Here is a 20,347-nt window from a genome sequence, read left to right as displayed (position 1 = left end):
TGACCGGATGCAAAAGTGCCGGTCAGAGGCAAACTCTGACCGGCACTATGACGTTGAATGACCGCGGGGGCGTTCCTGTGAGAGCGCCCCGCAGCATCCGTTTTCGTCAGCGTCGTCGGTAGGCCTGCGCCACAGACCTGCCGCTGGCCGCCGGGTTACGGAACCAGGATGGCCCGGCCGGGAACGATGCCGGCCTCAAGGTCGGTGAAGGCCTGGATGCCGTCTTCGAGCGAGTACTGCTTGGTTTCGACGGAGATCTTGCCGAGTTTGGCGAGTTCAATCACCTGGCGCTGGTCGGAGCGGGTGCCGCCGTAGGAGCGGCGCACGTCGACGCCCCACGGGAGGGTGCTCGTGAAGCCGTCTGCGGCGTAGGTGAAGGAGCCGCCGCCGAGTCCGACGAGGCGGAGTGCGCCGTCGGGGGCGATGATCTTCGTGGCGAGGTCGACCGTCGGCTGAACCCCGACAAAGTCGAAGACGGCGTCTGCGCCGTATCCGTCGGTGAGTGCGAGCACCTTGTCTGCGGTTTCGCCGTCGCTCAGGAAGGTCTCGTCTGCACCGTGCTCGCGGGCAATTTCGAGCTTCTGTTCGCTCGAGTCGATCGCGATGATGCGGGCACCGGTGGTGGCCTTGAGGATCTGCAGGCCCATGTGGCCGAGCCCGCCGACGCCGATGACGGCGACTGTTGAGCCTGGGGTGAGGCGGTGGCGTGCGCCGTTGATGGCGTGCATTGGGGTGACCCCGGCGTCGGCGAGGGGGCCAGCGACGGTCGGGTCGAGGTCACCGAGCGGTTCGAGGTAACGAGCCTTGACCTTGATGTATTCGGCCATTCCGCCGTCTGGGCCGAGGCCAGGGCAGGGCGGGGTGCCGAGGCGGCCAGCGGCGTTGACGCAGACGTTGTCGCGACCTTCGATACAGGGGCGGCAGACGCCACAGGCCCAGACGAGGCAGACCAGTACGGCTTCGCCGTCGGTGAGGCCGGTGACGTTGGCGCCGAGCTTGGCGACATGGCCGGCCGTCTCGTGGCCGAGGGTCATGGGCGGAAGGGGCCACTCGGGTGAGTGGAGGACGTGGACGTCGGAGTGGCAGAGGCCGGCTCCGGCGACCTTGACGAGGACTTCGTCGGCTTCGATTTCGGGAACTGGAACGTCCCGTACTTCGAGTACGCCGGCTGACACGATTTGCAAAGCGCGCATATTGCTCTTTCTCTTCTGAACTGGCGGCCGTCTTTGGTCGCCATCCTCACAATAGGGCAGATGCCCCATAGAGCGCGGGACGTAGACTCGCTGCGTGACCGATGACGCTGTTGACCCACGCCAGCGTCGTACCCGTGCCCGGTTGCATGAGGTCATTCATGAGCTCGCGGCGTCGACGCCGCTGGACAGCATCACGATGTCTGACATTGCCCGGGCAGCCGGGGTGAAGCGCGACACCGTGTATCGGCACGCGGGTAGTGCTGTTGCCCTGCTGGTGCAGGCCCTTGAGGCAGAGGTTGAGGAGCTGGTGCAGCACACCTCGCAGCTGCCAGCGGTGTCCGAGACCGGTGAGAGTGTCTTTGCCGGCCCGGAAGTCTCTATGTTTGAGCATGTCGCCTCACATGCGGATATCTACCGCAATGCCCTGTCGTCGCAGGTGAGCAGTCCGGTTCGGGACATGCTGATCCGGTCGAGTGCTCGGGCATTGACGGCGCACCTGGAGCGGCATCCGGAGATCGCGCCACTTGTCGATGGGCGACCGGCCACAGAAGCAGAGAAGCGGACGTTTGTGGCCTTTGCCGCGTCGGGCACCTTTGGTGCGGTGCAGGCCTGGTTGAACGAGGGCGACCTCAGTGACCTGGATGCCGCTGCTGCGGCGACCCTGGCGGCGGCGCCGGAGTGGTGGATGGGGCGGCGGTAAGGGGGCGACTAGCTTGCTTGAACCAGTTCTTCCGGCTCGGGTGTCGGAGCTGTCCAGAGGCCGCGGTGATACTGAACATTGGCGACGTCGATTGAGTGCTCTGTTCTGAGTCGCAACTGCTCGAACGGAACGAGTGATGAGGTGCGCGCCACAGAGAGATCGTCCAGTATTACGATTCCGCCGATATCGAGTTGAACGTGATGGTTGGGGCAAAGACACAAGAGGTTTCCGAGTACATCCGCTCCGAGGTGCGGGCGACCTAGCGGCCGAATGTGGGCGCCCTCCGAGTAGAGTCGCTCCGCCAGCCCGGGAATGGTGATCCCGCAAACCTGGCACCGGTTGCCATACGCCCGTTTCACCTCCCGGGCGAGAGCGGTGTCGCGGATTCGCCGTGACACCGTGGTCGTTGCAAACGCGGGGTCGATCTCAGGTTCGATGCGCGTGACCAGCGGTGCTTGTTCCGGCAATCGGTCGAGGCGGAAAAGGTATACGAGGAAGCCATCCGAGCCAATTTTCGGGAGGACACTGGAAACTGAGAATAGGCCGGCATAGACCAAACCAGACGCCGGAGCATAGGGTGAACCGCCCTTGTGAGCGCCACGTGTAACTCGTACGGGCAGGCCCTTGACCATGCTTGTTATTAGCGCGGCATTTCCAGTCGAGGCGAGTGTTTGGTCCGCGATTTGGCGTGGACTATTCGGATCTTTGCCGCCGTGACCTGTATAGAGGATGTAATCGCCGTAATCCTGGTCTGTCGCGTATCCCCCTGACAGGACGATTGAGTCGGCTCCTTCATTTCGGCCGCCTGAGATACCGGCCTGTAAAGGCCCGTGGACGCCCGAATCGTGTAGGTCCCGCCGGTCTATAAAGTGCTGACCAACGCGCACGCCCAATGGTGCGCCGAAGTGCCGAAACATATGATTATTCCCCCCAGGACCATGAGGCTATGCCCCGTTCCTGCCTGCGGAACAGTCCCCGGTAGGGGGACTCAAAGCTGGTTAGCCGAGCAAACCCACCCAAAGGCCGTCTCGCGCGCGAGTCATGGCGACATAGAGCTCTCGCCGATCGCGTTCGTCCCGTTCACGGATGATGTCGCTCGTCGAGCCGATTGTGTCTTGCGCTTCCCGGGCGTTGGAGTAGAGCTGTTCAGCCTTGAGCCGGGGGACGAGGACCTGCTTGAACTCAAGACCTTTTGCTCGCTTCACAGTTCCGATCTTGACCGCGTCAACGGGCGTCCCGTCATACTTCTCGAGGTCGATTGTTGGAATGTTTGCAGCGCGACACGCGCGGGAGATGAGGTCCACGGTCGCGTTGGTCAATGCCAGGACCCCGATGTCTCCGAACGATGTTCCGACTTCGCTGGCGATCTCGCGGATGTGACTGACCATCGCCGTGTCGTGAGCCTCCACCGTCCTGTGTCGCGAAATAACAGGAGCGTCGCCGTGTCGTGGAACAGCCTTGGTTGAGTCCGCCTGCTGACTCTTCCCCTCAATATCGGTGAATTGATCGCCCGCGATCATTGCGTCAGCGAAGGCGAGAATCTCGGCGGTGTTTCGGTAATTCGTATCTACGACAACGCCGCGACCAGCCAGCGAAATACCGAGTTCGGCGAGGGTGTAGCCACCGGGGTAAATGCTCTGCTGGCCGTCCCCGATCAGAGTGAAACCGTCTGCCCGATCGCCCACGAGTGAGTACAGCATTCCGACCATCGCGCTTGAGAGGTCCTGCGCTTCGTCCACAATAACGGCGGAATAACCGGGCATGGGATCATCTCGAAGGGATTGCGCCGCCAGAAGTATTTGGTCCGCGAAGTCATTGACACCTGCGCTGCGTAATCGATCCTCATAAGAGCGGTAGAGCGCCCACACTGCCCGCCGCTGGTCAGCCGTCAAACCGCGACGTCGACCGACTCGAGCGGAGTCCGCATAAGATTCGAACGAGGTCATGCCGCGTCCTTTGATGACGTAGTCGATTTCTTCGCGCCAGTATCGATCCTTGGGCTCGATAGCCGCCAGTGCTCCCCTCGCTCCTATTTCTAGCCAAGCGGCACGAAATGCACTGTTTGCTTGCTTCATGTCGGTCTTGATGCGGATTCCGCGCTCGCTCAAGACCCGATGAGCGAACTGATGGACTCCCATGAACTCGACGTTTCCGAGGACCTCCGGAGCCATCCTCTCCATGAGGCTGGCGAGAACGGACGGAAGGGTGCGTACATATGTAGTCACGAGTACTTTGCCCGGGCGTGAGCGTGCGAGGTAGGCGGCACGGTGCAAGCCGATGACGGTTTTTCCCGTCCCGGCGGCTCCCCGAATCCTTGACGGTCCGTTGAAATTGCGGCGAATGAGTTTGGTTTGATCGGGGTGCAGGAAGGTCATCCAGTCCTCGACGGGCGATGCCAGAAGGCCCTCGAGGAGGGCGGAGTTCACTTCATCGGTTGAGAGTAGTTCGCTCTCGTCAATTTCTACTGCGGGAGCTTCTATCACCGGCTCCGGCAACGCAACGTTGATGGGTTGCGGGGCTCCGATGACCGGGAAATGGGCAAGGGCCGCGCGGAGTACGGTGTCGACCTGGAAGGATGTCAGCCGATTGCCTCGGGACGCGATGTGCCGTAGGACATCGGCTTCACCGACAATGTCGACCGTGCCGACCGTTGCTTTGATGTCCCTGCGGCCAGCCAGAACCACGATGGGTCGAACTTCGCCCGGGGCGAGACCCACGGCCCCCAACGCCCCTTCCGCCCCGTACGCCAGGTCCGCGAGATTATCGAACTCATCAGTGACGTCGTCCTGATCGCGGAATACGCGCCCGGCTGCGATTACAACGTCTTTCCACCATTTTGTGTCGACGATGAATACCCCACCGGGGCCTACCATGACGAGATCGACCTGGGCCGTGCGGCTACCGGGCCACTGGCGGTCGGGTAGAAAGTGGTATCCCGCGGCCGACAATGGGGCAAGAACCCGGGCGACCTTCTTCTCGGACAACGATGCGGCGCGATACCGGCCCGCGGCTTCACGGGCATCCTTCGCTGCTCGTTCGTGCTGGACTGCCAACGCGAGTTGCCGGAGGGATTCGTGCCCCGCAGACGAGCCAGCCGACATCCGCACTCCCCCCTCGATGGTACGTACCGGCCATTCTGGCATTCGAAATGTGTTCGAACCGTCGCAGGCCGCAAGCTGCACCCGAAGTGGGGTCGAGTTCGAGCGTCTCTCGACAGCCGGATGTGAACTCGACAAGGTCCGAAGGCCTTAGCCCGCACCAATCCCGGCCCACTCGAGTACGCGCACCGCACGCAGCGTCACCCAACGGCTCGGCTCGCCCCCCGATTCCAGCTCGAAGTGCACTTTGCCTGGATGCGGGTTCTCGAGTGACCAACGCCTGTCGGCACCGCGCTTGCTCTCGACCAGGTCGAGCGCCTCGTCCAGTCGCGGGTCCGGCGCGCCGCCGGCGCTCCGGAAGTAGTCGAGACCCCTCAGCACGTCATAAAACCAGCGGGTGGGGAAGGAGAAACGGGTGAAATCGGGGTCGGCGACCTCTCCCGTCGACAGGCGCCGGAGCATCCGTCGTTCGAGGAGGTATTCCTCCCCTCGTCGTCGTGACGCAGACACCTCGGCAGATGCGCCCCGCGACCGCTCGTGCTGCAACAAGCCCTCGAGCACACAGATCGTGGTGTGGAACGACGACCGGGTGGAGCCGCGCTCGGCGTCGCAGTTCCACCCACCGTCGTCGAGCTGCTCGGCGAGGAGCCGATCGACGAGAGGCTGCACGTGTTCACCGAAGTAGTCACCAATCGCGACCACCAGGCCGTTGACGCACGGCTCGACCTCGCCGTCGAAGTATTTCTCGCCGTCGTGCTCCCACCTGCTGTTCTCCCGCACCAGCCCGATCGCCCTGCGGGCTTCGGCGCTCGCCGGATCGAGGCCCAGCTCACGGAGCAGGACGAGGGTGTGGTGGGTGGCGGTCCAGGGCTGGCCGGGCGCGTCTGGTTCGGTCTCCTCGGCTGGGTCGTAGGTGCCGCCATCCCACTGCCCGTCCGGAGACTGCAACGCGAGAAGCCGCGCACCCCACCCCTCAGTCGCGACGCGGGACCGCTCGGCGGCCACCGCCTCGGCCGGCTCGTCGAGCAGGTCGTTCATCACCTGCCAGCGGATCGCGGGGTCGGATTCGAGCAGCCAGTCGGTCACGGTCATGACCGGAAGCCTAGGCCGCCCTGTGCGTCTAAAAAAGGGACAAGCGTGGGTTCCGTCACGCGCAACGCGCTGTCAGACTCGGCCCGTGGGTCAGCTTCAGCTGAGTCGAATCGCGAACGGAATGAACGTGGACAAATACGACGTCAAGGTGGCCCTCAAAGAGCTGTATTCGCCCTCGTCAAAGGACTTCTCGATCGTCGACGTGCCACGGATGCAGTACCTCGCGATCGATGGACACGGAGACCCGAACACCTCACCGGAGTACGCGGCGGCGATCGAAGCGCTCTACCCCCTCGCGTACGCGGTGAAGTTCGCGAGCAAGAAAGAGCTCGGCCGCGACTTCGTCGTTGGACCGCTGGAAGGGCTGTGGCGCGCCGATGACCCTGCGGTCTTCACCCAGCGGCAGAAAGACGCCTGGGACTGGACCATGATGATCAGCCAGCCCGACTGGATCACGCCTGAATTGACGGATGCCGCTATCACGGCAACGAAGACGAAGAAAGGCATCCCCGCGGTCGATCAGCTTCGTCTGCTCGAGCTCACCGAGGGTGCGTCCGTGCAGATTCTGCACATCGGTTCGTATGACGACGAAGCCCCCCCGCTCGCGAAGCTGCACGACGAATTCATGTCGGCCAACGGCCTCACCTTCAACGGTGATCACCACGAGATCTACCTCAGCGACCCGCGCCGGACAGCATCCGACAAGCTCAAGACGATCCTGCGGCAGCCGGTTCGCCCGGCGTGAGCGCGAAGAACGGGCGTCGCATCGGCCCCGTACACTGTGGCTATCACGAGACCGGCGATGCTGCCGCGTGCGGCCAGCTGCCGCATCGCTCACGGCATCCCACGCATGGAGGCGCTGCCCGACGATGAGCACATTAAACGAACACCTGGCCAGCCTCGCGACCGAGTCGGTCGACTCCCGATACAGCGACATCGACCGGATGTCCGTGGCCGAATTGGCCGCGACGATGAACGCCGCAGACGCCGAGGTGCCCGCCGCCGTTGCCCGCGCACTCCCCCAGATCGCACCCGCTATCGAAGCGGCAAGCGAGCGGATGTCGCGTGGCGGCCGCCTGCTCTACGTCGGCGCCGGCACGCCCGGCCGCATCGGCATCCTCGATGCGTCTGAATGCCCGCCCACATTTGGCACTCCGCCCTCACTCGTGGTTGGAATCATTGCCGGTGGCCCGTCCGCGATCGTTCACCCCGCTGAGGGGGCTGAGGACGATGAGATCGCCGGTTCGGCCGCGATGGACGAGGCTGGCATCACCCCGAATGACACCGTCATCGGCATCGCGTCGAGCGGCCGGACTCCCTACGTCATCGCTGCGATTCGCCGCGCTGGCGAGCTCGGCGCGCTCACCGTGGGGCTGTCCTGCAACCTCGACACCCCGCTCAGTGCCGTTGCGGCGCACGCGATCGAGGTTGCCGTCGGACCGGAGGTGCTCGCGGGATCCACCCGGCTCAAGGCGGGCACCGCACAAAAACTCGTCCTCAACATGTTCTCGACCATCGTGATGGTGCAGCAGGGCAAGACCTATGGCAACCTCATGGTCGACCTCAATCCGAGCAACCACAAGCTGCGGGAACGCGCGATCGGCATGGTCTCGGCCATCGCGGGGGTGGACCGGCCCGTCGCGGCGGCGACCCTCGAGTCGGTGGACTTCGACGTGAAGACCGCCGCCGTCATGCTGCGCCTCGGACTCGACCGCGCCGCTGCCGAGCAGCGACTGTCTCACGCCGCCGGCCGGCTACGCGCGGCGCTGGGCGAGTGATGAGCGTCGGAGCGCACGCCAGTGACCTGAGCGCCGAGAACACGACGGATGCCATGAAGGCACAGAACACACAGCTCCCCCTCGATCGCCTGCGGGGTAGCCTCATTGTGTCGTGCCAGGCCGACCAGGGCAGCCCCCTGCGCTCGGTCGACGCCATGGTCTTCTTGGCACGGGCGGCGCTCGCCGGAGGTGCGGCCGGGATCCGGGCCAACGGTGCCGATGACATTCGAGCGATCCGTGCCATCACCGACGTGCCCGTCATTGGCCTGCACAAGGTGAGGGGCGCCAGGCGCAACATCATCACTCCCGAGCTGGCCCACGCCGTCCTTCTCGCCGAGGCTGGAGCCGACGTGATCGCCGTCGACGCAACAGAGGAAGTCCTCGGCTCAAGCTTCGCCCACCTGACCGCTGTGCGCGACGAAACCGGTCGCGCGGTCATGGCCGACGTGTCGACCGTCGATGAAGGCGTCAAAGCGACGGATGCCGGTGCGGCGGTGGTCGGGACGACCCTCTCTGGCTACACTCCGTACTCCCGGTCGACAGGCGACAGCCCGGATTTCGACCTCGTCGAACGGCTCGCCGGCCGTGGCCTGACCGTCATCGCCGAGGGGCGTTACCGCACCGCCGATGACGTGCGGCGGGCCTTCGACGCCGGAGCCTTCGCCGTGGTCGTCGGCGGCGCGATCACCGACCCCGTCGCGATCACAGCACGCCTTGCCGCCGGAATCAGCCGCGAATAATCGTCGCGAGCCGGTCGAGCTGGCAGGGATCATCGAGCGCTGACCCCACGGCGACCGTGTTGACGCCGACCGAGAGGAACCGCTCGGCATTCGACGCGTCGATGCCACCGGTCGCGACGAATCGAACCTGCGGGAAAGGGCCCTTCATCGCTGTGAACCAGCCGGTTCCGAGCTCCGACGCCGGGAACGCCTTCACCCAGGTCAACCCGGCCGCCATAGCGGCCTGCACTTCGGTTGCCGTGGCCACTCCCGGAAGCGGCGGCATTCCCGCGTCAACGGAGGCCGTCACCACGCTGAGATCGAACCCGGGACTGACGGTGAACGCCGCACCGGCATCCGCTGCCTGCTGAACGTGGGCGGCAGAGATCACGGTTCCGGCACCGACAGCCTTGCCACGAGCGGCACCGGCGGTGACAACGGCTCGAAGCGCCTCAAGATCGCGTGGGAACTGAATCGGGACTTCGACGCAGTCGATGCCGAGGTCCCATGCTTTCTCCGCGAGGGCAACGCTGCGCTCGACGCCGAAGCCACGGAGGATTGCCATCAGGCGCTGCCCGTCGAACATCTGCGTGAATGTGTCGTTGGTGATGTCTGTCATGGCCAGCCTCTCAGCGGCTCGGGTGGGAGGGGATCGGGTGGGAGGGGACCGGGTGGAGGTCCCGGAGCGGAATGTCGCGGGTGGATTGGAGAGTGAGGACGGCCCGTTCGTGCCCGGCGCGCAGGCGCTGGTTCGACTCAGCGCCGTCCAGGTGTGCGCCGAGGTAGCCGGCCGCGAACGCGTCGCCGGCGCCGACGGCCTCGACGACCGTGGTTCGGATCGCCTCGACGAAGGTTGAGCCTGTGCTGTCGTATTCGGTCGCGCCGATGGCGCCGTCCTTGACGATGAGCGACCGAGGGCTGTGGATGAGCGTGCGAACCTCGTCGGGATTCGACGTCCCCCACAGGGTTTCGGCCTCGTCGAGACCCACGAAGACGATGTCGGCCCGGTTGGCGATGGCGAGTAGGACCGGTGCGGCGGTCGCGGTGTCCCAGAGGCCGGAGCGGTAGTTGACGTCGAAGCTGACGAGACCGGCGGCATCCTGCATCCGGTCGAGGACCGCATCGATGAGAGCGGCACAACTGTCGGAGAGAGCGGACGTAATGCCGGAGATGTGGACGATGGCGGCGTCTTCGATCGGCACAGCGGCGAGGGCTTCCGGACCCATCCGCGACGCGGCCGAGCCCCGACGGAAGTAGAGCACCCCGGTGCCCGGATCCTTGAAGTACACCCCGGTCGGTGCTGACCCGTCCATGCGCACCCAGCGCGTGTCGACGTCATGCTCAGTGATCTGGCGGCTCACCCGGCGCCCGAGCGCGTCATCGCCGAGCTGACTGACCCACGCCGCGTGGTGGCCGAGTGCCGCGAGATGTGCGGCGACGTTGGACTCGGCACCGCCCACATCGAGGTGGAAGAGGGGTGCCGTTTCGAGTGGTTCCGATTCGACCGGCGCGACGAGCACCATGGTTTCGCCGATGGTGATCACGGCGGGGTGGTCGGTGCGTCGTCGCATAGCCACCACTATTGACGATGTGTGCGCAGAGTGCCAACACGGTGTGTGAATGTCCTCGCGGATCGACAACGCGGTGCGTCCCCGTGCTGCAGATCGCCGAACTCATTTCTCGTAACTCGGCTGACGCCTTTCGTGGGCCGGTCGCACGCGCGATGATCGAAAGTGGGCCCTGGCGGGTCGCCGCGATGAATTTCCGTTGCGGTGTCGATTCGGCGCTCTGTCGTTCGACGTCCTGGTAGATGGCGCACCCGGTGCCACCGAATCACAGGGAGAAAATCATGAAGTACATGCTGATCATGCGGTCGACCGACGAGGCGAAGAAGGCTTATCAGTCACGGCCGTTCGAGGAGATCCTCGAAGCGATGGGCGCATACAACGAGTCACTCATCAAGGCCGGGGTTCTGCTTGGCGGCGATGGGCTCGCCGACGACATGACCGATAACTTCGTCGTCGACTTCTCGACCGACACCCCGGTCGTCACCGACGGTCCCTACGGCGAAACCCATGAACTCTTCAACGGGTTCTGGATCATCCAGGTGGCTTCGAAGGAGGAGGCCGCCGAGTGGGCGAGTCGGGTTCCGCTCGGGCCGGGATCGAAGATCGAGGTTCGTCGGGTTACCGAGATGAGCGACTTCGCCGAGTACGCAGATACTCCCGCCATGAAGCAGGAAGCGTTGTGGCGGGCTGAACATGGCGAGCAGCTGGCCTGAGCGGGTGTGACATGACAGACGTGAAGCGCACCCTCGATGCACTCTGGCGCATCGAGGGTGCGAAGATCGTCGCAACGCTGGCCAGGGTCACGGGCGACCTCGGTCTGGCCGAGGATCTCGCGCAGGAGGCGATCGTTGACGCGCTCGCCTCGTGGCCCGAATCCGGTGTACCGCGGAACGGGGCGGCGTGGCTGACCGCCGTCGCGAAACGGAAGGCCATCGACGGCTGGCGTCGGCGTGAACGTCTCGATGAGCGCTACCGAGCGATGGCCCACACCCTTGAGGAACTCTCCGATGGTGAGGGAATGGCAGCGGATGCCTGGGAGCCGATCGATGACGACGTCTTGCGTCTGGTCTTCACCGCGTGCCATCCCGTACTCAGCCGTGAGGGGCAGATCGCCTTGACGCTGCGCATCGTGGGTGGTCTCACCACTGAGGAGATTGCGCGGATGTTCCTCATGCCGGTTGCGACGATCCAGCAGAGGATTGTTCGGGCGAAGAAGACGCTCTCGGCGGCGAACGTGCCGTTTGAGGTGCCCGACCCGAGTGAGTGGCGGGAACGGCTGTCTGCCGTACTTGGTGTTCTCTATCTGATCTTCACCGAGGGGTATGCGGCGACCTCGGGAGACCGGTGGTTGCGAGCAGACCTGGCGAACGAGGCGTTGCGGCTGGGACGGATCCTCGCCGGTCTCGTGCCGCGTGAGCCGGAGGCACACGGGCTCGTGGCGTTGATGGAGTTTCAGGCGTCCCGGTTTGCGGCCCGGGTTGATCGGGAGGGAGCACCGATCCTCCTGGCCGACCAGGATCGACGCCGGTGGGATCGAGCCCAGATCGCCCGTGGCAGCGCCGCGCTCGACCGTGCCGATGCGGCCGGCCGTGGGCGTGGACCCTATGCCCTTCAGGCCGCGATCGCCGAGTGCCACGCGACGGCAGCCAGCGTCGCCGACACGAATTGGGAGCGGATCGTGCTGCTATACGAAGCTCTAGGCCGGATCGCACCCAATCCGGTCGTCGAGCTGAACCGGGCTGCCGCCGTCTCAATGGCGACCGGTCCGGCATCCGCTTTGATCATCGTTGATCAGCTTGCCGATGAGGGCGCGCTTCGCGGTTCGTATCTGCTGCCGAGTGTGCGGGGCGAGTTGCTGGCTCGGCTCGGGCGGGCGAATGAGGCGCGGTCGGAGTTCGCGACGGCGGCGGCGCTGACGCTGAACTCGAGGCAACGTGACGTGTTGCTGGCGAAAGCGGCGGCGCTGTGAGGGGGAATCCCCGGATGCAGAGGGTCAGCGCCGAGCGCCGCGGCTTGGGCGTCGTGCCGGTGCCGGGAGTGAACTATTGGGCGCTGTTGCTGCTCCTTCTTGCGTGGCCGATCGAGCGTGTTCTGGACCGTCGGAGGGTGCGGCGCGCGTAGCGTCTTCGCGCTGAGGTCAGTGGTGGGGGCCAACGTTTGCGCATGATTAGCGTTGCGCGTGATTAGGGTGGCGGGCGATTAGCGTTGCGGGGCGATGAGGGTGGCGGGCTGATGAGCGTTACGGGAGCCGGCTCGTGAAGCGGAGCAGGTAGCCGTCCGGATCCTGCACGAGAAACTGCCTGACGCCGATTTCGCCGGCGGAGGTGCGATACCACTGCGTTTCCGGAGCGAGGAAGAGCGGCCACTGTGCGGTGGCGCAGCGTTCCAAGATGCCGTCGATTGAGGGGACAGCGATCTCAAAGTTCACGCCACGACCCAGTGGATGCTCGAGGGTTTCGGTGATCCAGTCGCGTCCGATGCCGATCTGGTCGAGCATGACGTGTGCCGACCCGAGCTGGAGGTAGGCGAAGCCCTCCTCCGGGCGGTCGTACCGAATCTCGAACCCGCAGAGGTCGACCCAGAACGCGAGGCTGGTCACCAGATCCGTGATCAGGAGTTCGGGGACGAGGCTCGGTTGCGGTTCGTGCGGTTCGTGCGGTTCGTGCGGTTCGTGCGGTTCGTTGGGCATGCTCCCCAGTATGGGCGTGCTGGCTTGCGGCCTCCGCTCACATGCTGCGCTCATTAGAACGGAGGCTCATCAGAACGGAGGTGCGTCACCCGCGGGTGGCGGCTGCGCTGGGGCACCGGCGGCGGTCGCTTCCGGATTCTGAGGGGCACCTGGTGGTGTCGGTGGTGGAGCCGGTGTCGCTTCTCCAGCGGGTGGCGGCTCACCGGGCGGAAACAGCACCGCAGGTTCGGTGACATAGGTGCGGTTGCCGGGCGAGATCCATTCAAGAACTCCCGAGCCGCTCTGCGACACCTTCCACACGGTCTGATGCTTCAACCGGTGGTGCTTTCGGCAGAGATGGGAAAGGTTGTCGCACACCGTGGGGCCGCCGAACTCTGCAGCTTTCGTGTGGTCAATATCGCAGTGCTTCGCGGCCCGATTGCACCCGGGAAAACGGCAGGTTCCGTCTCGATAGCGGAGGAACCGCTTCATCGCACCGCTCGGCCGATACGTCGTGCTGTCGAGACTGAGTGGAGTGCCCGTTGTGGGGTCGGTGAGCAGCCGGTACCAGGTGTTCGACTGGCCAGCGAGAGCGCGAGCGGTCTCCGCGTCGATGGGGCCATAGCCCTCGAGGTCTCCCGGCTCGTCGCTGACGCCGAGCAGTGTGAGCGCCGGTACAGTCACCGTCACGCTCGGTCGGATCCGCCGAAACGCGGCATCCGAATCGGCACTCGGGCTGTCGAGGTCTCGAACGTCGTCCCCGGGCGCGCCAGAAGTGCCGAGCTCACCAGCCAGGGCCGCAGAGAGGGCATCAGCACAGACATCGGCACTGAGCTGCGCCAGTGTGCGCGGATCGTTCGGGTTCTGCAACGCAAGCGCATGGTCGCGGACCGCGGTGAAAATCGACGTCGCCTCTGGCGCCGTCGTATAGAGGTTGAGCCACGCCATTCCGTCTTCGGCGGGGATGAACTCGACCCGCCGATCCTGTGCCGAACGCGCGACCCGCTCCGCAATCGAGTCGGGGTCAAGCCGTGCCCGCAGCACTTTCGCCTTCGCCCTCAGCTTCGAAACGGTGACGGTCGCGGCGAACGGCAGTGCATCGTTCTCCAGGAGCAGGGCTGCCTCCTCGGACAGCGTCGCCGCCTGATCGGCGATCACCTCGGCGTGCCGGTAGGAGATGTCGCCGGCTCGAAGCGCACTCATCGTCGCCGGCAGACGATGCATCAGCGCCTCGCTGGTCGTGAGCATTCCGTCGATGGTGACTTCTGGCATCCGTAGTGCACACGACAGTTCGGCGACCAGACTGCGTCGAACCATTTCGTAGCGCTGGATGGCTGACAGGGTCGAGTCCACGGTGATCAGGCCACGCTCTGTCACCTCGGCCAGTCGTCGCGCATCGTCGATGATCTCGACCTGCCATGCTCGCTGACGCGCAGCGGTGCGTTCGATCGACGCGACCTCATCGACCATCGAACTGCAGGCATCCGCCAACGATGCGGCATACGGACGCTCGGCGAATCCGCCGTCGTCATACGCCTCATCGGGTGGATCCTGCAGGTCTTCCATGAGTAAATTCTCCGAGCAACCACTGACATCGGAGGGTCGAAAACCCCCTAAAAGGGCTGATTGTGGATAGTTTCTTGAAAAGAATTTGTGTGGAGGAATGGCGGATGCCTGGCGCACGTTGGCGAAGGATTACGTTGGTGGAATGACACACCCACGCCTCGCGGCCTTCGCGGTAGTACTAGCGGGCGCCTGCATCACTACACCGCTTCTGACCGGATGCACGTCGACGAAGGAGCAGTTCGCGCAGTACCGGAGCCTTGCTGACCAGGTGGAAGAGCTCGCGTTCGTGAGCGATGTGCAATTGACGACCAGCGAATCGCTGCCTTTTGTGGTGAACGGCGAGATGAGGATCGAGCTTGAGCCCGAGACCGACCGCGAAGCGATCGACGAGTTGCGCGATCTGACCTGCTCGGTCGAGACGGGCGCGACGTACATCGTTCTGGTCCCCCGGTTTGCCAGTGGTGCAACGTTGACAGTTGATCACGTCACCCAGTGCTGGTCAGAGCGCCTCGAGTACGTCGAGGCGCTGCCCGCCCTCACGCTGCGCGAGGCGGAGCTCTCTCACATCAACTGGCAGGAACGCAGCAATGAGGAGACCGGCGATTGGCTCGAGATCAGCGTGCACCTGACCGAGGAGGCCGCGGCTGCGGGCGTCGGTCCATCCGCGGTGATCGCCAGCGAGATACTCACCGCACTCGATACGGATGCCGACAGGTTGGTGGGGATCGAGATCGGGGAGATCTCGATCCCGGCTACCACCCTCGCCGAAGCCACGGGTGTGGTCGCTGCCGTCGTGGACGTCGCGTCGCTTTATCCGCTCGCAAAAGTCAGCGAGGAGGCGGGCGGAATCACCATTGAGCTCTCAACGGTTGATCCCGGCGTGGTCGACGAGGTGAGCGCATATCTCACGGAAAACCATCCGGAGCAGGGGATTAGCGTCGTCGCAGCCTCCAGCGAAACAGAGAACGGTGGCGGTTCCAAGCAGTAGGCCCCAAATAACGGTGACGTTCTCGCGCCTTGCAAGCGGCATCCGAACCTCGTACTACGCAGTTTTCGCGAGACGGGCATGAGGGAAGCGCGGAAATATGACGGATGCCGCAACGGCCCACCTTTACACCCAACCCGAGCACAGGACCAACCGGCCTACCGGCCCAGCGGCGCGCAGCTAGGCTGGCGACACCATGCTGAGCTACCCAAAGTCCCACACCGGAGGCGGCCGCGACCGCACGATCGCCGAGCCACACACCGACATCGAGGACGAATTCCGCGTCGACGTCGAACGCATCAGGTTCTCTCCGTACTTCTCACGCCTCTCGGCAGTGACCCAGGTGATTCCTCAGGCCGGTTCGGGAACCGTCGTGCACAACCGGCTCACCCACTCGCTCAAGGTGTCGGCCGTTGCGCGATCGATCGCCGTGGGATTCCGTGAAGCGCCGGACCACGTTCGCGACACCATCGAGGATCTCGGCGGTTGTGACCCGGTCGTCGTCCAGGCCGCCGCCGCAGCACATGACCTCGGCCACCCGCCATTCGGGCACCTCGGTGAACAGGTCCTCGACCGCATTGCCCGCAAGAAACTCGGCCTGCCCGACGGATTCGAGGGCAACGCCCAAACCTTCCGCATCCTCACTGCTCTCGACAGCTGCGACGCCACCCCCCGCGGCCTCAACCTCACCAAAGCGGTGCGCGCTGCCGTGCTGAAGTATCCGTGGACACGCAACGAATGGCGCAGCATCCGCCCCCGCCCTGCCGAAGATCTTCCCCGCGGCGTCGGCTCGGACATGGCCAACGGTGCCCTCAAGTTCTCCGCCTACTCGGTCGACGCCCGCGAAATGGCCGAGGTTCTCGATGTCTTCCCCGCGATTGCCCAGCACCAGCAGACCCTCGAATGCTCGGTCATGGATGTTGCAGACGACATCGCGTACTCGGTGCACGACCTCGACGACTTCTATCGCGCGGGAGTGCTGCAGTACACCTCAGTGTCGGCCGAACTCAGCGGCTGGCTTGCCTCCCAGTCGGCACTTGCGGCGCTGGATGCCTCGGAGCTCGCGGTCCGCCGCATCCCAGGTCACTCGCTTGAAGCTGCGTGGCGACAGGTGCAGGCGAAGGACGCCTGGATCGCCGACGTGGATGCCTTCCGTAACGCGGTTGATCGGGTCACGAGCGATCTCGTGGAGGGACTCCTCACCATTCCATACGATGGCGGACTCGAGGCCGATCGCGCGGTTTCCGCATTCACCCGGCGCTGGATCGACAGGCTTAAGAGTTCGATTCGGGTTGAGCGTGAGCCGAACATCCGCAGTGGACACGTGCGATTGAGCCGTCAGGCCTGGCACGACGTCGTTGTGCTCAAGTTCGTGCACACCCGGTTTGTGCTCGACCGGCCCGACCTCGCCGTGTTCCAGCGCGGCCAGTCCCGCGTGATCGAGGCCCTCGTCGACGGCTTCCACGGCTGGCTCAACGACCCGGCCGACGCCGCCAGGGCCCCCCGCAGGCTGCTCGACTCGGTCGAGGCGGCGACCGAGGAGTACCGCCAGTTGCGGGATGCCTCACCCGAGTTCTTCACCTCGGCAGGCGTGCTGACGGGAGTGGCGGAAGTCGCCAGACTCGGCCAGGCGCGTGCGGTCATCGACTACGTCGCGTCGCTCACCGACGCCCAGGCGATCTCGGTAGCGACGCTCATCAGTGGCACCTCCGACAACCTGTGGGAGTCCGGCCGCGGGCTGTAGCGCGGCGTGCGCGTCCGGGCCGGGTGCCGTGCGCTCGGTGGCCCCGGCCATGCGGCATCCGCAGGTTCAGTGGTCGCAAATGCGCGGTTTCCACAGCTGATCGGTGCATTTGCGTCAGATGAACGGATGCTGTGGGTGCTGCAGCCCCGACCGCGCGGCATCCGCAGGTTCAGTGGTCGCAAATGCGCGGTTTCCACAGTTGATCGGTGCATTTGCGTCAGATGAACGGATGCTGTAGGCCCGCCCCGCGGCATCCGCGGGTTCGGCTCCGCAACCTCCGCCGCTTCGGTGGTCGCAAATGTATGGTTTCCGCCGCAGAAGGGTGCATTTGCGTCAGTTGAGCGGATGCCGGGGGTCCGGCCGCGCGACATCTGCGGGTTCGGCGGTCACGAATGCATGGTTTCCGCAGTTGACGGGTGCATTCGCGTCAGTTGAGCGGATGCTGTGGGCCCGCCCCCGCGGCATCCGCGGGTTCGGTAGTCGCAAATGCACGTTTCGGCAGTTGATCGGTGCATTTGCGTCAGTTGAACGGGAGCCGCGGCTTTGGTGGTCGCAAATGCATGGTTTCTGCCGCAGAAGGGTGCATTTGCGTCAGTTGAGCGGATGCCGGGGGTCCGGCCGCGCGGCATCCGTGATTCGGCGGTCACGAATGTACGGTTTCGGCGGTTGAGGGGTGCGTTTGCGTCAGTTGAACGGATGCTGTGGGTCCGGCCCGCCGCTTCCGCCGCCGCCGGGGCTTCAGTGGTCGCAAATGCAGGGTTTCCGCCGGCGTGCGGTGCTTTTGCGTCAGTTGAACGGATGCCGCGTGCCCGGCCGTCATCCAGCGCCGACACGCCCGACCCCCCACCGGAGGAATAGGTGCCGCCGAGACCCCGTTGGCCCTAGAAGGCCTCGCACCGGCGGGCCACAACGAAAGGCTCTCACTCTATGGACTTGTTCTCGCCCGTTTCGCTCGGAGATCTCCACCTCGCCAACCGCATTGTGATGGCACCACTGACCCGGGTTCGATCCGGCGAAGACGGTGTCCCTGGTGACCTGGTCGTCGAACACTACGCGCAGAGAGCCACCCTCGGCCTCATCATCTCCGAGGGCGTTTACACGAGCGAAGAGTCACGCGCATTCTGGGGCCAGCCCGGCATCGTCACCGACGCCCAGGTCGCCGCCTGGCGCACGGTGACCGACGCTGTCCACGCCGAGGGCGGCCGCATGGTCATGCAGCTCATGCACGGCGGACGCGTCAGCCACACCGCGATCACCCGCACCGACCGCATCGTCGCCCCGAGCGCCATCGCGATCAACGGCGATGTGCGCACCCCACAGGGCAAGCTCCCGTTCCCTGTCCCCCACGCACTCACCGCCGATGAGCTCACCACCGTCCGCGACGAGTTCGTCGCCGCCGCAGTTCGCGCGATCGAGGCTGGCTTCGACGGTGTCGAAGTGCACTCCGCCAACGGATACCTCCTCCACGAGTTCCTCTCCCCCGCCTCGAACCAGCGCGACGACGCATTCGGCGGATCGCCCGAGAACCGCGCCGCCTTCGTTCTCGACGTGACCACAGCCGTAGCGGATGCCGTCGGCGCAGGCCGCGTAGGCATCCGTATTTCTCCGTCGCACAATATCCAGGACGCACTCGAGACCGACCAGGCCGATGTTGCCGCGACCTACGGCGCGCTCATGGACGGCCTCAAGCCACTCGGACTCGCGTACCTCAGCGTGCTGCACAACGAACCGACGGGCGAGCTCGTGCAGGGCCTTCGCACCCGGTTCGGCGGCAAGCTCATCGCAAACAGCGGCTTCGGCACGGTGACGACACGCGATGAGGCGATTGCGCTCATCGATTCGTCACACGCGGATGCCGTCGCCATCGGCCGCATGGCCATCGCGAACCCGGATCTCGCCGCCCGCTGGCAGGGAGAGCACCCGGAGAACCAGCCCAACCCCGGTACGTTCTACGGCGAGGGCGCTCTCGGATACACCGACTACCCGCGCCTCGGTGACGTTCAGGGCGAAGACGCACAGGAATCGGCACTCGCGGGCGCTTGAGTCCCGCCTGGGGGCCGAGGGTGCAGCCCGCCAACCAGCCAAACCGCCCAGCCTGAGCGCTGGCTGAGTGGCAGCTGAGCCCGCCGCTCCCTCCTCGCCGAGAACACCCGTTCCGGTCGAAAACATCCGTTGTACCGGGTGATCTCGACCGGAACGGGTGTTTTCGCGCGGTGACGGTATCCGTTCGCCGCGCGATCCCGCTCGATCGCGCCCCCGACCACCGCCCGACCCACCCGCGAGTTCGGCGTCGGGTTCGATTGCCCAGCTAAACCCCGTAACGTAGAGAGGTGGCACCGAGTCCCCCGCTCTGGCGCTCTGCGCAGGCCACGTTTTCCTGAAAGGTTTGCCTTGAGCAACGAATGTAAGCACGGCTTCGAAAACGGAGCATGTGCCACCTGCTTCCCCAAAGCTCCACCAGCACCAAAGGTCGTCGCCCCACCCAAGCGCGCACCACGACCACGCACCACCAGCCTGCGTACCGCCCCAACGGCCGGCTCCAAGGCCGCAGCGGTCTCCGCGATCGACATCGAAGAGCTGCGCATCTACCACGTGACGCACATCTCCAACCTCGAGAAGATGCTGGCCGCCGGCGTCCTGCTCGCCGACTCAGTGTCGGCAGACCCCCGCGTCGACATCTCGTCGACCGAGAACCGCGAGAAGCGCCGTGCGACCCTGGTGTCGCGGGGCGGTACCGCGACCGTCGCCGATTACGTCCCGTTCTTCCTGAGCCCGAACGCCAGCCTGTGGGAAAGCCTCCGATCGGATGCCGCCGACCCGCGCCTGTCGAGCGAAGCCCGCGGTTCCGCCGTCAATGACTTCGTCGTCCTCGTGAGCTCGATCAAGAAGGTCCGCGACGTTAGCGAACCCGGATACTCCAACATCGTCGTCACGGACGGCGATGCCTCCGGCGCCGTCACCCGCCTGGAATCGACCAAGGACAGCGCCGAGCGGATGCTGCGCAAGCTTCGGACAGAGGAAGAGTCCGGAGCGATCCTCGAGGCAGAAGTCCTCGTCGAAACCAGTGTTCCGTTCGATGCCATTTCCGTCATCGGTGTCGCCACGGTGTCCGTGCGCGAAGCCGTCAAGGGCATGCTCGAGTCCACCGACTATAAGGCCAAGGTAGCTGCGCACCCGCCGTGGTTCGAGTCGGCAGGCGCCCTCTAAGCCTCCAGGCAGCTAAGCCTCGCTCCCCG

Annotated in this window: 18 protein-coding genes; 10 read left to right on the top strand and 8 right to left on the bottom strand. The window is 65.0% G+C overall.

What is annotated here, in order from left to right:
• Positions 1-155: 155 nt before the first annotated feature.
• A complete protein-coding gene (locus tag AC1X6S_RS14560; protein ID WP_483406470.1) occupies positions 156-1,193 on the bottom strand; it encodes an NAD(P)-dependent alcohol dehydrogenase in 1,038 nt (345 codons plus the stop codon).
• Positions 1,194-1,287: 94 nt separating this feature from the next.
• Between AC1X6S_RS14560 and AC1X6S_RS14555 the strand changes: the two genes are divergently transcribed.
• The gene (locus AC1X6S_RS14555; RefSeq protein ID WP_483406469.1) at positions 1,288-1,893 is read left to right on the top strand and encodes a TetR/AcrR family transcriptional regulator; all 606 of its coding nucleotides are present in this window, start codon (positions 1,288-1,290) and stop codon (positions 1,891-1,893) included.
• An 8-nt stretch (positions 1,894-1,901) separates the two neighbouring features.
• Here AC1X6S_RS14555 and AC1X6S_RS14550 read toward each other — a convergent pair whose 3' ends face one another.
• From AC1X6S_RS14550 to AC1X6S_RS14540, 3 genes are all read right to left on the bottom strand, one after another.
• A complete protein-coding gene (locus AC1X6S_RS14550) occupies positions 1,902-2,810 on the bottom strand; it encodes a YDG/SRA domain-containing protein (RefSeq protein WP_483406468.1) in 909 nt (302 codons plus the stop codon).
• A gap of 81 nt (positions 2,811-2,891) precedes the next feature.
• A complete protein-coding gene (locus AC1X6S_RS14545; protein ID WP_483406467.1) occupies positions 2,892-5,036 on the bottom strand; it encodes a nuclease-related domain-containing DEAD/DEAH box helicase in 2,145 nt (714 codons plus the stop codon).
• A 105-nt stretch (positions 5,037-5,141) separates the two neighbouring features.
• The gene (locus AC1X6S_RS14540) at positions 5,142-6,083 is read right to left on the bottom strand and encodes a prenyltransferase/squalene oxidase repeat-containing protein (protein WP_483406466.1); all 942 of its coding nucleotides are present in this window, start codon (positions 6,081-6,083) and stop codon (positions 5,142-5,144) included.
• Positions 6,084-6,168: 85 nt separating this feature from the next.
• On the opposite strand from AC1X6S_RS14540, the gene AC1X6S_RS14535 reads away from it, so the two are divergent.
• From AC1X6S_RS14535 to AC1X6S_RS14525, 3 genes are all read left to right on the top strand, one after another.
• Positions 6,169-6,828: a GyrI-like domain-containing protein gene (locus tag AC1X6S_RS14535; protein ID WP_483406465.1), complete on the top strand. Its 660-nt coding sequence runs from the start codon at positions 6,169-6,171 to the stop codon at positions 6,826-6,828.
• A gap of 124 nt (positions 6,829-6,952) precedes the next feature.
• Positions 6,953-7,861, top strand: coding sequence for an N-acetylmuramic acid 6-phosphate etherase (gene murQ / locus AC1X6S_RS14530; protein ID WP_483406464.1), 909 nt, complete (start codon positions 6,953-6,955; stop codon positions 7,859-7,861).
• A complete protein-coding gene (locus tag AC1X6S_RS14525; RefSeq protein ID WP_483406463.1) occupies positions 7,861-8,601 on the top strand; it encodes an N-acetylmannosamine-6-phosphate 2-epimerase in 741 nt (246 codons plus the stop codon). Before murQ ends, AC1X6S_RS14525 begins: the two co-directional genes overlap by 1 nt.
• Here AC1X6S_RS14525 and AC1X6S_RS14520 read toward each other — a convergent pair.
• The gene (locus tag AC1X6S_RS14520; protein ID WP_483406462.1) at positions 8,588-9,199 is read right to left on the bottom strand and encodes a bifunctional 4-hydroxy-2-oxoglutarate aldolase/2-dehydro-3-deoxy-phosphogluconate aldolase; all 612 of its coding nucleotides are present in this window, start codon (positions 9,197-9,199) and stop codon (positions 8,588-8,590) included. The genes AC1X6S_RS14525 and AC1X6S_RS14520 overlap by 14 nt on opposite strands.
• Positions 9,200-9,209: 10 nt before the next feature.
• A complete protein-coding gene (locus AC1X6S_RS14515; protein WP_483406461.1) occupies positions 9,210-10,151 on the bottom strand; it encodes a sugar kinase in 942 nt (313 codons plus the stop codon).
• 278 nt (positions 10,152-10,429) lie between these two features.
• Here AC1X6S_RS14515 and AC1X6S_RS14510 point away from each other — a divergent pair, with 278 nt between their 5' ends.
• Positions 10,430-10,861 carry a YciI family protein gene (locus AC1X6S_RS14510; protein WP_483406460.1) on the top strand — a complete coding sequence of 144 codons (432 nt, stop codon included), beginning with the start codon at positions 10,430-10,432 and terminating at the stop codon, positions 10,859-10,861.
• 11 nt (positions 10,862-10,872) lie between these two features.
• A complete protein-coding gene (locus AC1X6S_RS14505; RefSeq protein ID WP_483406459.1) occupies positions 10,873-12,117 on the top strand; it encodes an RNA polymerase sigma factor in 1,245 nt (414 codons plus the stop codon).
• 270 nt (positions 12,118-12,387) lie between these two features.
• On the opposite strand, the gene AC1X6S_RS14500 is transcribed toward AC1X6S_RS14505, so the two are convergent.
• Both AC1X6S_RS14500 and AC1X6S_RS14495 read right to left on the bottom strand, forming a co-directional pair.
• Entirely contained in the window at positions 12,388-12,837 is a 450-nt protein-coding gene (locus AC1X6S_RS14500) for a bleomycin resistance protein (protein ID WP_483406458.1), read from the bottom strand.
• Between the two features lie 69 nt (positions 12,838-12,906).
• Positions 12,907-14,382 carry an HNH endonuclease signature motif containing protein gene (locus AC1X6S_RS14495; protein ID WP_483406457.1) on the bottom strand — a complete coding sequence of 492 codons (1,476 nt, stop codon included), beginning with the start codon at positions 14,380-14,382 and terminating at the stop codon, positions 12,907-12,909.
• A gap of 268 nt (positions 14,383-14,650) precedes the next feature.
• Between AC1X6S_RS14495 and AC1X6S_RS14490 the strand changes: the two genes are divergently transcribed.
• The 4 genes from AC1X6S_RS14490 to AC1X6S_RS14475 all read left to right on the top strand — a co-directional run bounded on the left by AC1X6S_RS14490 (position 14,651) and on the right by AC1X6S_RS14475 (position 20,318).
• Entirely contained in the window at positions 14,651-15,370 is a 720-nt protein-coding gene (locus tag AC1X6S_RS14490; RefSeq protein WP_483406456.1) for a hypothetical protein, read from the top strand.
• A gap of 193 nt (positions 15,371-15,563) precedes the next feature.
• Complete coding sequence (locus AC1X6S_RS14485) at positions 15,564-17,111, top strand: deoxyguanosinetriphosphate triphosphohydrolase family protein (protein ID WP_483406455.1); 1,548 nt, start codon at positions 15,564-15,566, stop codon at positions 17,109-17,111.
• 927 nt (positions 17,112-18,038) lie between these two features.
• Positions 18,039-19,154, top strand: coding sequence for an alkene reductase (locus AC1X6S_RS14480; RefSeq protein WP_483406454.1), 1,116 nt, complete (start codon positions 18,039-18,041; stop codon positions 19,152-19,154).
• 348 nt (positions 19,155-19,502) lie between these two features.
• Positions 19,503-20,318, top strand: coding sequence for a DarT ssDNA thymidine ADP-ribosyltransferase family protein (locus AC1X6S_RS14475; protein WP_483406453.1), 816 nt, complete (start codon positions 19,503-19,505; stop codon positions 20,316-20,318).
• The last annotated feature ends 29 nt before the right edge of the window (positions 20,319-20,347 follow it).

The sequence above is a fragment of the Mycetocola sp. Y442 genome (genome assembly GCF_056898615.1).
This window is presented reverse-complemented; position numbering and strand designations above follow the sequence as displayed.

Bases quoted from the DNA above. Each gene is read 5' to 3' on its own strand.
- AC1X6S_RS14505 (WP_483406459.1), top strand. From the start codon at position 10,873: ATGACAGACGTGAAGCGCACCCTCGATGCACTCTGGCGCATCGAGGGT.
- AC1X6S_RS14485 (WP_483406455.1), top strand. From the start codon at position 15,564: ATGCTGAGCTACCCAAAGTCCCACACCGGAGGCGGCCGCGACCGCACG.
- AC1X6S_RS14515 (WP_483406461.1), bottom strand. From the start codon at position 10,151: ATGCGACGACGCACCGACCACCCCGCCGTGATCACCATCGGCGAAACC.
- AC1X6S_RS14510 (WP_483406460.1), top strand. From the start codon at position 10,430: ATGAAGTACATGCTGATCATGCGGTCGACCGACGAGGCGAAGAAGGCT.
- AC1X6S_RS14495 (WP_483406457.1), bottom strand. From the start codon at position 14,382: ATGGAAGACCTGCAGGATCCACCCGATGAGGCGTATGACGACGGCGGA.
- AC1X6S_RS14500 (WP_483406458.1), bottom strand. From the start codon at position 12,837: ATGCCCAACGAACCGCACGAACCGCACGAACCGCACGAACCGCACGAA.
- AC1X6S_RS14540 (WP_483406466.1), bottom strand. From the start codon at position 6,083: ATGACCGTGACCGACTGGCTGCTCGAATCCGACCCCGCGATCCGCTGG.
- AC1X6S_RS14560 (WP_483406470.1), bottom strand. From the start codon at position 1,193: ATGCGCGCTTTGCAAATCGTGTCAGCCGGCGTACTCGAAGTACGGGAC.
- murQ (WP_483406464.1), top strand. From the start codon at position 6,953: ATGAGCACATTAAACGAACACCTGGCCAGCCTCGCGACCGAGTCGGTC.
- AC1X6S_RS14525 (WP_483406463.1), top strand. From the start codon at position 7,861: ATGAGCGTCGGAGCGCACGCCAGTGACCTGAGCGCCGAGAACACGACG.
- AC1X6S_RS14520 (WP_483406462.1), bottom strand. From the start codon at position 9,199: ATGACAGACATCACCAACGACACATTCACGCAGATGTTCGACGGGCAG.
- AC1X6S_RS14480 (WP_483406454.1), top strand. From the start codon at position 18,039: ATGGACTTGTTCTCGCCCGTTTCGCTCGGAGATCTCCACCTCGCCAAC.
- AC1X6S_RS14550 (WP_483406468.1), bottom strand. From the start codon at position 2,810: ATGTTTCGGCACTTCGGCGCACCATTGGGCGTGCGCGTTGGTCAGCAC.
- AC1X6S_RS14545 (WP_483406467.1), bottom strand. From the start codon at position 5,036: ATGCCAGAATGGCCGGTACGTACCATCGAGGGGGGAGTGCGGATGTCG.